We start from the raw sequence: 12832 nt of genomic DNA on the forward strand, positions 1-12832 counted from the left end.
CTCTCAGGCAGAGAGGGTGACGGCAGAATTAATGCCAGCAAAAGTGATGGACGACCTGGGTAATCAACTCGCGAGTCGGTTTGATGAAGCGGGTTTCGAGGTATTCATCTGGTTGATGCGCCTGATTGATGGAGCCCGGCCCGAGCACCAGCGTCGGACACAGCGTCTGAATGTACGGCGCTTCGGTGCAGTAATTCACTACTTCGGTTTGTGTGCCGAGCAGTTTTTCCACTACCTGAACCAATTGATGATCAGGTGGGCAGGCATAGCCAGGGATTGGCGGATGCAGATCGGACACCGTCAGACGACCCGGCCATTTTTCACTGACTGGAGCCAGGGCTTCGGTGAGCAGGCCATTAAGATCGTCGAGGGTCATGCCCGGCAATGGACGAATATCCATATGCAGTTCACAGCAGGCGCAGATACGGTTAGACGCATCACCGCCATGAATGGCCCCGAGATTGAGCGTCGGGTACGGCACCGCAAACGCGTCGTAGTGATAGCGTTCTTTCAACGAGTCGCGCAGCTGCATGATGCGGCCAATGGCATCGTGCATCAGTTCGATGGCGTTCACGCCACGGTCCGGATCGCTCGAGTGTCCTGACTGCCCCAATACGCGGATGGCATTAGAAATATGGCCTTTGTGCGCGCGCACTGGTTGCAGGGACGTCGGCTCGCCGATGATGGCGCAGTCCGGGCGAAGTGAGGTGGATTCTGAGAAATAGCGAGCACCCGCCATGCTGGTTTCTTCGTCGGCGGTGGCCAGAATGTAGAGCGGTTTTTTCAGCTGTGTGATGTCAACGTCACGCAGGGCGTCAAGAATAAAGGCGAAAAAGCCTTTCATGTCGGCGGTGCCGAGGCCGTACAGCTTGTTGTCATGTTCGGTCAGCGTGAACGGATCGCGCGTCCAGCGGCCATCGTCGAACGGAACGGTATCAGTGTGGCCTGTCAGTAACAGCCCACCCGCGCCGTGTCCGGTGCTGGCCAGCATGTTGAATTTATGACGCGTGCCTGGGACTGGCTGGATCTCGACAGTGAAGCCAATTGTGGAGAACCAATCCGCCAGAAGATTGATTAAACCTTCATTACTTTGATCAAGGGATTCTTCGGTGGCGCTGATAGACGGTGTGGCGATCAATGCGCGGTAAATCTCGATAAATGGCGGTAAATTGTTTTTCATTGTTGACACACCTCAGGTCATGATAGTATCAATATTCATGCAGTATTAGTGAATAAAAATACACTATCGTTGAGCATAAAGGAACCCGATGTTGAATACGCTGATTGTAGGCGCAAGCGGTTATGCAGGCGCTGAGCTGGTGAGTTACGTAAATCGTCATCCGCACATGAACATAACCGCTTTGACGGTCTCAGCGCAAAGCAATGATGCCGGAAAGTTAATTTCTGATCTGCATCCGCAGCTGAAAGGCATTGTCGATTTGCCACTGCAGCCGATGTCCGATATTCGCGAATTTTCCGCGGGTGTGGACGTGGTGTTCCTCGCGACGGCCCACGAAGTGAGCCACGATCTGGCACCGCAGTTCCTCGATGCGGGTTGTGTGGTATTTGACCTTTCCGGCGCGTTCCGCGTCAACGATGCTGATTTTTATCAGAAATATTACGGCTTCACGCACCAGCATCCTCAGCTGCTGGCACAGGCAGTGTATGGCCTGGCAGAGTGGAGCGGTGACAAAATCAAAGAAGCGAATCTGATTGCGGTCCCGGGTTGCTACCCGACGGCGGCACAGTTGTCGCTCAAACCGCTGATTGACGCCGGGCTGTTAGATCTTTCCCAATGGCCGGTGATCAACGCCACCAGTGGCGTGAGCGGTGCAGGGCGCAAGGCCGCGGTTTCTAACAGCTTCTGCGAAGTCAGCCTGCAGCCTTATGGCGTGTTCAACCATCGCCACCATCCGGAAATCACCACTCACCTGGGCGCAGAGGTGATTTTCACCCCGCATCTGGGTAACTTTAAACGCGGTATTCTGGAAACGATTACCTGCCGTCTGAAGCCGGGCGTTACCCGTGCGCAGGTCGCGGATGTTTTCCAACAGGCGTATGCGAATAAACCGCTGGTGCGTCTGTATGACAACGGCGTTCCGGCCCTGAAAAACGTGGTCGGCCTGCCATTCTGTGATATCGGTTTTGCCGTTCAGGGCGAGCACCTGATTGTGGTCGCCGCAGAAGATAACCTGCTCAAAGGCGCGGCGGCTCAGGCTGTGCAGTGCGCGAACATTCGTTTTGGCTATGCCGAAACCCAGTCTCTTCTTTAATGGATACCTGATGATGAATCCTTTAATTATCAAACTCGGTGGTGTGCTGCTGGACAGTGAAGAAGCGCTGGAGCGTCTGTTTACCGCGCTGGTGCATTATCGCGCGGAACATCAACGTCCACTGGTGATTGTGCACGGCGGTGGCTGTGTGGTGGACGAGCTGATGAAACAGCTGAATCTGCCCGTGAAAAAGAAGAATGGCCTGCGTGTGACGCCTGCTGATCAGATTGACATCATTACCGGTGCGCTGGCGGGAACGGCGAACAAAACGCTGCTGTCGTGGGCCAAAAAACATCATATCGCGTCCGTGGGTCTGTATCTCGGCGACGGCGACAGCGTGACGGTTTCTCAGCTCGACGAAGAGCTGGGTCACGTAGGTCTGGCGAAGCCGGGTTCTCCGGCGCTGATCAATACACTGCTCGCAGGCGGTTTCCTGCCGGTAGTGAGCTCTATCGGGGTGACCGAAGAAGGCCAACTGATGAACGTTAACGCTGACCAGGCCGCGACAGCGCTGGCGGCAACGCTCGGTGCGGATCTGATTCTGCTTTCCGATGTGAGCGGGATCCTTGATGGCAAAGGCCAGCGCATTGCCGAAATGACGGCGGCGAAGGCGGAACAGCTGATCGACCAGGGCATCATCACCGATGGCATGGTAGTCAAAGTGAATGCCGCGCTGGATGCCGCCCGTACGCTGGGCCGTCCGGTGGACATCGCGTCATGGCGTCATGCCGAACAGCTGCCATCGCTGTTTAACGGCACGCCGATCGGCACGCGTATTCTGGCTTAATATTCTGTGCCGGATGGCGCTACGCTTATCCGGCCTACGTGGTTTTGTAGGCCCGGTAAGCATTGCGCCACCGGGCAAAAATTTCATTACTAAGGAAGCATGTTATGGCACTTTGGGGCGGGCGTTTTACTCAGGCAGCAGATCAGCGGTTCAAACAGTTCAACGACTCTTTGCGCTTTGACTACCGTCTGGCGGAGCAGGATATTATTGGCTCTGTGGCCTGGTCTAAAGCGCTGGTGACGGTGAACGTATTGACTGCGGCGGAACAGCAGCAGCTTGAAGACGCGCTGAACGTATTGCTCGAAGAAGTGCGTGCGAATCCGCAGCAGATTCTGGAGAGCGACGCGGAAGATATTCACAGCTGGGTGGAAGGTAAGCTTATCGACAAAGTCGGCCAGCTGGGGAAAAAACTGCATACCGGACGTAGCCGTAATGACCAGGTAGCGACCGACCTCAAGCTGTGGTGCAAAGACACCGTGACCGAACTGCTGAGCGCCAGCCGCCAGCTGCAGGCCGCTCTGGTGGAAACCGCACAGCAAAACCAGGATGCAGTGATGCCGGGTTATACCCACCTGCAACGCGCGCAGCCGGTGACCTTTGCTCACTGGTGTCTGGCTTATGTCGAAATGCTCGCCCGTGACGAAAGCCGTTTGCAGGATACCTTGCGTCGTCTGGACGTAAGCCCACTGGGCAGTGGTGCGCTGGCTGGTACGGCGTATGAAATCGATCGTGAACAACTGGCAGACTGGCTGGGCTTTGCATCGGCAACCCGTAACAGCCTGGACAGTGTATCCGACAGAGACCACGTGCTGGAGTTGTTGTCGAACGCATCCATCGGCATGGTGCATCTGTCGCGTTTTGCGGAAGACCTGATTTTCTTTAACTCCGGTGAAGCGGGCTTTGTAGAGCTGTCTGACCGAGTGACGTCAGGCTCTTCCCTGATGCCGCAAAAGAAAAACCCGGATGCACTGGAGCTGATCCGCGGTAAATGCGGCCGCGTGCAGGGCGCGCTGACGGGCATGATGATGACCCTGAAAGGTCTGCCGCTGGCGTATAACAAAGATATGCAGGAAGACAAAGAAGGGCTGTTCGACGCGCTGGATACCTGGCTCGATTGCCTGCATATGGGCGCGCTGGTGCTGGACGGTATTCAGGTGAAACGCCCGCGTTGTCAGGAAGCGGCGCAGCAGGGTTATGCCAACTCTACCGAACTTGCAGATTATCTGGTCGCCAAAGGCGTGCCATTCCGTGAAGCGCACCATATTGTGGGTGAAGCGGTGGTGGAAGCTATTCGCCAGGGCAAACCACTGGAAGCGCTGACGCTAGCAGAGTTGCAGACGTTTAGCGCAGTGATTGGTGATGATGTTTACCCGATTCTGTCGCTGCAATCGTGCCTTGATAAGCGTGCCGCTCAAGGCGGCGTCTCACCGAAGCAGGTTGCGCAGGCGATTAAAGATGCGCAGGCCCGCCTGCTCTGATCATCGCTGATGCCGGGTGGCGCTGCGCTTACCCGGCCTACAAATACCGTTCGAGCTTGGCGAAATGCCGGGCTTTTTTATGCAAAAAAAAGCGGACCACGGGGTCCGCAAAGTTCACGTTGGCTTTCGTTATTCATATCAGAGAGGAACTCTGAACGGGTCGGTGGCTTCAAGGGTTTGTGAGGTACCGCCTCGTTTATGTGGAGTATTATTGACCACAACCCTTGATAGGGATAATCGTTCATTGCTATGCTATCTATCGCCATGAACTATCGTGGCGATGGAGGATGGATAATGAATATTCGTGATCTTGAATACCTGGTTGCCTTAGCTGAGCATCGTCATTTTCGCCGTGCGGCGGATTCCTGTCACGTCAGTCAGCCAACGTTAAGTGGGCAGATCCGTAAGCTGGAAGATGAGCTGGGCGTAATGCTGTTGGAGCGTACCAGCCGTAAGGTGCTGTTTACGCAGGCAGGATTATTGCTGGTGGATCAGGCGCGCACCGTGCTGCGCGAGGTAAAAGTGCTCAAGGAAATGGCGAGCCAACAGGGCGAAGCGATGTCCGGACCGCTGCATATTGGCCTGATCCCCACCGTGGGGCCTTACCTGCTACCGCAGATTATCCCTATGCTGCATCAGGCGTTCCCGAAACTGGAAATGTATCTGCACGAGGCACAGACTCATCAGCTGCTGGCGCAACTCGACAGCGGTAAGCTCGACTGTGCAATCCTGGCATTGGTCAAAGAGAGTGAAGCCTTTATTGAGGTGCCGCTGTTCGATGAGCCGATGATGCTGGCGATTTACGAAGATCACCCGTGGGCGAATCGCGACCGCGTGCCGATGTCCGATCTGGCCGGTGAAAAGCTGTTGATGCTGGAGGACGGGCACTGCCTGCGCGACCAGGCGATGGGCTTTTGCTTTGAAGCGGGGGCGGATGAAGATACCCATTTCCGCGCCACCAGTCTGGAAACGCTGCGCAATATGGTTGCAGCAGGCAGCGGCATCACGCTGTTACCGGCGCTGGCTGTGCCGCCAGAGCGTAAACGTGATGGCGTGGTTTATCTGCCGTGCATTAAGCCGGAGCCTCGTCGTACCGTCGGTCTGGTTTACCGTCCAGGGTCACCGCTGCGCAGCCGCTATGAGCAGCTGGCAGAGGCCATCCGCACGCAGATGGATGGCCATTTCGATAAACCGTTAAAACAGGCGGTTTAAGCCGTTCAGCGCGGCAACCCGATAGGCTTCCGCCATGGTCGGGTAGTTAAAGGTGGTGTTAACGAAGTACTCGATGGTGTTACCACCCCCTTTTTGCTCCATTATCGCCTGGCCGATGTGAATGATTTCGGCCGCGCGCTCGCCAAAGCAGTGTATCCCCAAAATTTCCTTGGTTTCCCGATGGAACAGGATCTTCAGCGTTCCCACATTCATTCCGACAATTTGCGCCCGCGCCAGATGCTTAAACTGCGCCCGACCGACTTCGTACGGGACTTTCATCGCCGTCAGCTGCTGTTCGGTTTTCCCGACAGAACTGATTTCCGGGATGGTGTAGATGCCCGTTGGAATGTCTTCAATCAGGTGCGCGGTGGCTTCGCCTTTGACCAGCGCCTGAGCAGCAATTCGGCCCTGATCGTATGCCGCAGAGGCCAGACTCGGGTAACCGATAACGTCGCCGACTGCATAGATATGCGGAATGGCGGTCTGGTACATGCTGTTCACTTTCAGCTGACCACGGCTGTCGGTTTGCAGGCCGATGTTTTCCAGCGCCAGGCTGTCGGTGTTACCGGTACGTCCGTTAGCGAACAGTAAACAGTCGGCTTTGAGCTTTTTGCCAGACTTCAGGTGCATGATCACGCCGTCGTCCATCCCTTCAATTTTCTCGTACTCTTCGTTGTGGCGAATAACCACGCCGCTGTTCCAGAAGTGATACGAAAGGGAGTCTGACATTTCCTGATCGAGGAAGGCTAACAGGCGATCGCGGGTGTTGATCAAATCAACTTTGACCTCCATTCCGCGGAAGATCGACGCATATTCACAGCCGATAACCCCGGCACCGTAGATGATCACGTGGCGTGGTTCATGGTGCAGGCTGAGGATGGAGTCGCTGTCGTAGACGCGTGGGTGCGAGAAGTCGACGTCGTCCGGACGATAAGGGCGTGAGCCGCAGGCGATGATGAATTTCTCCGCCGTCACCGTTTCGACCGAGCCGTCATGGCATTCGAGCGCGAGGGTGTGCTCATCAACAAAGTGGGCGTCGCCCTGCAGAATTTCGCAGTGGTTACGTTCGTAGAACCCCTGGCGCATCCGCGTCTGCTGGTTAATCACGCTGTCGGCATGGTTGAGAATGTCGGCAAATGAAGAACGAAGTAGTCGGGTATGGTCGCTGTAGAGAGGATTCTGGTTGAATTCGATAATGCGGCTTACGGCGTGACGAAGCGCTTTCGATGGGATGGTGCCCCAGTGGGTACAGCCACCACCGACGTTGTGATAACGCTCGATGACGGCGACACGGGCTCCTTGCTTAACCAGCCCCATTGCAGCGCCTTCGCCGCCCGGGCCAGAACCAATTACTATTGCATCATAATCGTAGGTGTGTGGCATGGTAAGGCTTACCTGTTCTTATACATAAAAGCAACAGAATAGTAACATCATTGCCCCGATAACCCAATTATCGTTGTGCTTTTTTCACACTGGAGAGCACAAACCGCCCGTAAACAATCATTCACAAAGCACCTCAAACAGATTAGTTTTAATCTCTGGTATAGTGCCGATAAGGCAGATGGAAGGATTCAGACATCGTGATGGGCGTTAGAGCGCTACAAAAAGAAAAAACCCGGCGTTCGCTGGTGGAAGCAGCATTCAGTCAACTGAGTGCTGAAAGAAGTTTTGCCAGCCTGAGCCTGCGTGAAGTTGCGCGAGAGGCGGGGATTGCGCCGACCTCTTTCTATCGTCATTTCCGCGATGTGGACGAACTCGGGCTGACCATGGTCGACGAAAGCGGGTTAATGCTACGTCAGCTTATGCGCCAGGCGCGTCAGCGTATTGCCAAAGGTGGCAGTGTTATTCGCACGTCCGTGTCGACCTTTATGGAGTTTATTGGCAATAACCCCAATGCATTCCGCTTACTGCTGCGTGAACGTTCTGGCACCTCTGCGGCGTTTCGTGCCGCCGTCGCCCGTGAGATTCAGCACTTTATTGCGGAACTTGCTGACTATCTGGAAATCGAAAACCATATGCCGCGCGCCTTCACTGAAGCGCAAGCCGAGGCGATGGTCACCATCGTATTTAGTGCAGGTGCAGAAGCACTGGACGTCGGCCCTGAACAGCGTCGGCAATTAGAAGAGCGACTGGTATTGCAGCTGCGGATGATTTCCAAAGGCGCGTATTACTGGTATCGCCGTGAACAAGAGAAAGTGCACACCATTCCGAAAAACGTGAAGGATGAGTAATGAAACAGACAGGTCAAGACAGAGGTACGTTGTTACTGGCGTTGGTCGCTGGTTTATCCATTAATGGGACATTTGCTGCACTGTTCAGCTCCATCGTGCCCTTTACCGTATTCCCCCTGATTGCGCTGGTGCTGACGGTGTACTGCCTGCATCAACGTTACCAAAATCGCACCATGCCGGTTGGGCTGCCGGGGCTTGCCGCCGCGAGTTTCATCCTCGGCGTACTGGTGTACAGCACCGTCGTTCGTGCGGAATACCCGGATATCGGCTCTAACTTCTTCCCGGCCGTGCTGTCGGTGATTATGGTGTTCTGGATTGGTTTCCGGATGCGTAATCGTAAAGCTGAAATCACGGAATAATACGGATGAGCCCTCTCAACGAGAGGGCTAAAAGGCAGGATTACTTCTTCGTCAGCCAGACCCCACACTCCATGTGATGGGTGTACGGGAACTGATCGAACAGCGCCAGGCGCTCAACGTTGTGCGTTTGGCCCAACGTTTCCAGATTCTTACATAACGTTTCCGGATTGCAGGAAATGTACAGAATACGCGGGTACGCCTGCACCATCTTCTCGGTTTCGCTGTCCAGCCCGCTGCGCGGTGGATCGACGAAAATCGTTTCACACTGATATCCCTTCAGATCGATACCCTGCAAGCGGTTGAACTCGCGAACGCCGTTCATTGCCTGGGTAAACTCTTCCGCAGACATACGAATAATTTGCACGTTATCAATATGGTTAGCCGCAATGTTGTACTGCGCAGCCGCCACAGAGGGTTTGGCAATTTCGGTCGCCAGCACGCGGTCAAAGTTGCGCGCCAACGCCAGCGAGAAGTTACCGTTGCCGCAGTACAGCTCCAGCAAATCCCCTTTCGAATTCTCAGTGGCATTCAGCGCCCATTCCAGCATCTGAATGTTCATCGCCGCATTCGGCTGGGTGAAACTGTTTTCCACCTGACGGTAAATCATTTCCCGTCCGCCGACCGGCAAACGTTCATCAATAAAGTCCTGATCCAGCGCAATTTTGGTTTTTGTCGCACGGCCAATCAGATGCACGTTCAGGTTGGCCGCGCGTAACGCGTCACGCAGTACCGTGGCGGCGGCCTGCCATTCGTCATCCAGCTTCTTATGATAAAGCAGCGACACGATGGCCTGATTGCTCATGGTGGTCAGGTAATCAATCTGGAACAGCTTGTGACGCAGGACTTTCTCGCCCTTCACGCCTTCCAGAATGGCTTTCATCAGCGTGTTAATAAGTTCGCTGGCCGCCGGGAAGGTATCGACACGAATGCGCTGTTTGGTCGCCTGATCGAAGATGATGTGGTAGAGGTCGTCGCCGTCGTGCCACATGCGGAATTCTGCACGCATGCGGTAGTGACTGACAGGTGAGCGGAACACCTCCGGCGCAGGGGCATTGTGTGGCGTCATCATGCTTTGCAGTCGGACAACCTTCTCTGCTAGCTGGGCCTCGTACTGTTCTGTCGGCAGGTGTTCGGGGGTCATGATGCTTCCTGAAAGAGATAAATAACGCGGCGATTGTAGGGAATGCTCACAGGATGTCCAGCCCTTGATGGCCTGGGGCGGTGATTAGCAGTCTGGACATCTGCATGTTACTGAATGTAGCATCCTGTTTCCGGTCTTGTGAGTTAAAAGGGAATCCAGTGTAAATCTGGAGCTGACGCGCAGCGGTAGAGTAAGGCGAAATGAGAGCGTAAGCAGACACTGCCAACAGGTGGGAAGTCATCGTTTCATTGCCCCGATCCCATTCGGGGGCCTTCTAGCCCGAAGACCTGCCGGAGTACGTCGCAACGGATCCTCATCATCGCGAGCTACTGATGAGACCAGCGGCATCCTTCTTATTTATTGGATGCTTTTAACAATGATTAAAAAAGCTTCGCTGCTGACGGCGCTCTCCGTCACAGCTTTTTCTGGCTGGGCGCAGGATAGCAGCTCAGACACGATGGTCGTCACGGCAAACCGGTTCCAACAACCTGAAAATACGGTGCTGGCGCCGGTCAGCGTCGTTACCCGACAGGATATTGATCGCTGGCAATCTACCTCTGTTACCGACGTTATGCGTCGTCTGCCCGGTGTGGATATCGCGCAAAATGGCGGACTCGGACAAAGTTCTTCTTTATTTATCCGCGGCACCAACTCCAGCCATGTGCTTATTCTGGTCGATGGCGTGCGTCTGAACCAGGCGGGCGTCAGTGGTTCATCAGATTTAAGTCAGTTCCCGATTAGCCTTGTGCAGCGTATCGAATACATCCGCGGGCCACGATCGGCGGTGTATGGCTCTGACGCGATTGGCGGTGTGGTTAACATTATTACGACCCGTGAAAAAGACGGCACCACGTTGAATGCCGGTGTGGGCTCGAACGGCTATCAAAGCTACAACGGCAGCACCCAGCAGAAACTGGGAGACAACACCCGGGTGACGCTCTCCGGGGACTACACCTATACCAAAGGCTACGATGTTGTGGCGGACGGGAATACCGGTGGCCAGCCGCAGACAGATCGTGATGGCTTTATGAGTAAAAGCCTTTACGGCGCGCTGGAGCATAACTTCTCTGATGAATGGAGTGGTTTTGTGCGCGGCTACGGTTACGATAACCGCACGGCTTATGACAACTCTCCTTATATGGGCGTGCTCGTTGATACTCGCAAGCTTTACAGTCAGACCTGGGATGCGGGAGTGCGCTTTAATAACGACATCTTCCACTCGCAGCTGACCTCCAGCTATAGCCACAGTAAAGACTACAACTACGATCCGCGTCTGGGGCGTTACGACTCCACGGCGACGCTGGATGAAATTAAGCAGTACAACATGCAGTGGGCCAACTCGGTGGACGTCGGCCATGGCAACATTGGTGCGGGCGTTGACTGGCAGAAGCAAACGACGGAGCCTGGCACCAACTACGTCACTGATGGCTACGAGCTGCGTAACACCGGTCTTTTCCTGACGGCATTACAACAGTTCGGTGAGTTCACCTTTGAGGGGGCGGTTCGTGGCGATGATAACTCGCAGTTTGGCGATCACGGTACCTGGCAGGGCAGTGCGGCCTGGGAATTTGTCGACGGCTATCGTTTCGTGGCGTCTTATGGCACAGCGTTTAAAGCACCGAATCTGGGCCAGCTGTATGGCTTCTATGGCAATGAAAATCTCGACCCTGAAGAGAGCAAGCAGTGGGAAGGGGCGTTTGAGGGCCTAACGGCGGGCGTCAACTGGCGTGTGTCTGGATACCGCAACGATGTCGATAATCTGATTGATTATGACTACAGCCTGAATCAGTACTACAACGTGGGCAAAGCGCGCATTAAAGGTATTGAGGCTACGGCATCGTTCGACACCGGTCCGTTATCACACACCCTGAGCTATGACTATCTCGATGCCCGCAATGCGCAAACCGATGAGTTGCTGTTGCGTCGGGCCAAACAGCAGGTGAAGTACCAGCTGGACTGGCAGGTATATGATTTTGACTGGGGCGTGACGTATCACTACCTGGGCACCCGTTATGACACCGCGTTTGATCCGAGCACTTATACGTCAGAGACGGTGAAAATGGGCGGTGTCAGTCTGTGGGATCTTGCCGTTTCATATCCGGTCACCTCTCACCTGACAGTTCGTGGTAAAATCGCCAACCTGTTCGATAAAGACTACGAGACAGTTTATGGCTACGAAACTGCAGGACGGGAATACAACTTGTCTGGCAGCTACACCTTCTGATCCACGTCCCACCGTCCTGGTGTTTGATTCCGGGGTCGGTGGGTTGTCGGTTTATGATGAGATTCGGCACCTGCTGCCGAGTCTTCATTACATCTACGCTTTCGATAACGTTGCCTTTCCTTATGGCGAGAAGAGCGAAGCCTTCATCGTCCAGCGCGTGCTCGAGATAGTCACCGCGGTTCAACAGCGTTATCCCCTCGCTCTGGCGATCATCGCCTGCAACACGGCAAGTACCGTTTCACTTCCTGGTCTGCGCGAAAAATTCGCCTTTCCTGTGGTGGGGGTGGTGCCAGCGATTAAACCGGCAGCACGTCTCACGGCGAACGGTGTGGTTGGGTTGCTGGCAACGCGTGGCACGGTAAAGCGTCCTTATACACGTGAGTTAATCGAGCGCTTCGCGAATGAGTGCCATATTGAAATGCTGGGTTCTGCGGAGCTGGTGGAACTGGCGGAAGCGAAACTGCATGGTGAACCGGTACCGCTCGATGAGCTGCGTCGTATCCTGCGCCCATGGTTGAGAATGGCAGAGCCACCAGATACGGTTGTTCTGGGGTGCACGCATTTCCCTTTATTGCAGGATGAACTGCTTGAAGTCCTGCCGGAAGGTACGCGGCTGGTAGATTCCGGCGCGGCAATTGCACGCCGAACTGCCTGGCTGCTTGAACATGAAGCGCCTGATGCCAAATCTTCAGATACGAATATCGCTTTCTGTATGGCTCAGACAGCAGAAACTGAACAACTTTTCCCCGTTTTGCAGCGTTATGGCTTCGAAAGGCTCGAAAAGCTGTCTGTTTAGTAGGCGTTTGAGTAAAAAAGAGACGGTTGAAAAGTTTTTTGCAAACAGGGCTTGTCAACGTCTCAGAACTCCCTATAATGCGCCTCCACTGACACGGAACAACGGCACGCTAGCCGCCGGGTCAGAAGGGTTTCTCAGGAAATCCTGACAGAGAAAAGCGAAAATAAACGCTTGACTCTGAATGAGGAAAACGTATCATACGGGACCTCGAGTTAGCAAGCGAAAGCGCGTAACTCACTGCTCTTTAACAATTTATCAGACAATCTGTGTGGGCACTCAAAGTGACATGGATTCTTAAACGTCGAAAGACGCTAAATAGAATACCAAGTCT

Annotated in this window: 10 protein-coding genes, 1 pseudogene and 1 riboswitch; of the genes and pseudogenes, 8 read left to right on the forward strand and 3 right to left on the reverse strand. The window is 54.5% G+C overall.

Annotated elements, in window-relative coordinates:
• Positions 1 to 28: 28 nt before the first annotated feature.
• Entirely contained in the window at positions 29 to 1180 is a 1152-nt protein-coding gene (argE, locus tag MUU47_RS01970; protein WP_258986432.1) for an acetylornithine deacetylase, read from the reverse strand.
• Positions 1181 to 1268: 88 nt separating this feature from the next.
• Here argE and argC point away from each other — a divergent pair, with 88 nt between their 5' ends.
• The 4 genes from argC (at position 1269) to oxyR (ending at position 5750) form a co-directional block, all read left to right on the forward strand.
• Positions 1269 to 2273 carry an N-acetyl-gamma-glutamyl-phosphate reductase gene (gene argC / locus MUU47_RS01975; protein ID WP_258986433.1) on the forward strand — a complete coding sequence of 335 codons (1005 nt, stop codon included), beginning with the start codon at positions 1269 to 1271 and terminating at the stop codon, positions 2271 to 2273.
• A 10-nt stretch (positions 2274 to 2283) separates the two neighbouring features.
• Positions 2284 to 3060, forward strand: a complete 777-nt coding sequence (gene argB / locus MUU47_RS01980; protein ID WP_258986434.1) for an acetylglutamate kinase — start codon at positions 2284 to 2286, stop codon at positions 3058 to 3060.
• A gap of 104 nt (positions 3061 to 3164) precedes the next feature.
• The gene (gene argH, locus MUU47_RS01985; protein WP_258986435.1) at positions 3165 to 4538 is read left to right on the forward strand and encodes an argininosuccinate lyase; all 1374 of its coding nucleotides are present in this window, start codon (positions 3165 to 3167) and stop codon (positions 4536 to 4538) included.
• A 294-nt stretch (positions 4539 to 4832) separates the two neighbouring features.
• Entirely contained in the window at positions 4833 to 5750 is a 918-nt protein-coding gene (gene oxyR, locus MUU47_RS01990; RefSeq protein ID WP_159776387.1) for a DNA-binding transcriptional regulator OxyR, read from the forward strand.
• On the opposite strand, the gene sthA is transcribed toward oxyR, so the two are convergent.
• On the reverse strand, positions 5733 to 7133 hold the full coding sequence (gene sthA, locus MUU47_RS01995) for a Si-specific NAD(P)(+) transhydrogenase (protein WP_159761565.1): 1401 nt from the start codon (positions 7131 to 7133) through the stop codon (positions 5733 to 5735). The genes oxyR and sthA overlap by 18 nt on opposite strands.
• 197 nt (positions 7134 to 7330) lie before the next feature.
• Here sthA and fabR point away from each other — a divergent pair.
• Both fabR and MUU47_RS02005 read left to right on the forward strand, forming a co-directional pair.
• Positions 7331 to 7977: pseudogene (gene fabR, locus MUU47_RS02000) on the forward strand (HTH-type transcriptional repressor FabR).
• A gap of 3 nt (positions 7978 to 7980) precedes the next feature.
• Positions 7981 to 8340, forward strand: a complete 360-nt coding sequence (locus MUU47_RS02005; protein WP_258986436.1) for a YijD family membrane protein — start codon at positions 7981 to 7983, stop codon at positions 8338 to 8340.
• 40 nt (positions 8341 to 8380) lie between these two features.
• Here the strand turns inward: MUU47_RS02005 and trmA are convergent, their stop codons facing one another.
• On the reverse strand, positions 8381 to 9481 hold the full coding sequence (gene trmA, locus MUU47_RS02010; protein WP_258986437.1) for a tRNA (uridine(54)-C5)-methyltransferase TrmA: 1101 nt from the start codon (positions 9479 to 9481) through the stop codon (positions 8381 to 8383).
• Between the two features lie 114 nt (positions 9482 to 9595).
• Positions 9596 to 9790: riboswitch (cobalamin riboswitch) on the forward strand.
• Positions 9791 to 9857: 67 nt separating this feature from the next.
• Here trmA and btuB point away from each other — a divergent pair.
• The gene (gene btuB / locus MUU47_RS02015) at positions 9858 to 11705 is read left to right on the forward strand and encodes a TonB-dependent vitamin B12 receptor BtuB (protein WP_258986438.1); all 1848 of its coding nucleotides are present in this window, start codon (positions 9858 to 9860) and stop codon (positions 11703 to 11705) included.
• Positions 11650 to 12501: a glutamate racemase gene (murI, locus tag MUU47_RS02020; protein ID WP_258986439.1), complete on the forward strand. Its 852-nt coding sequence runs from the start codon at positions 11650 to 11652 to the stop codon at positions 12499 to 12501. The genes btuB and murI overlap by 56 nt, the downstream gene beginning before the upstream one ends.
• The last annotated feature ends 331 nt before the right edge of the window (positions 12502 to 12832 follow it).

It is taken from the genome of Scandinavium hiltneri, assembly GCF_024764835.1.
Classification (GTDB): Bacteria; Pseudomonadota; Gammaproteobacteria; order Enterobacterales; family Enterobacteriaceae; genus Scandinavium; species Scandinavium hiltneri.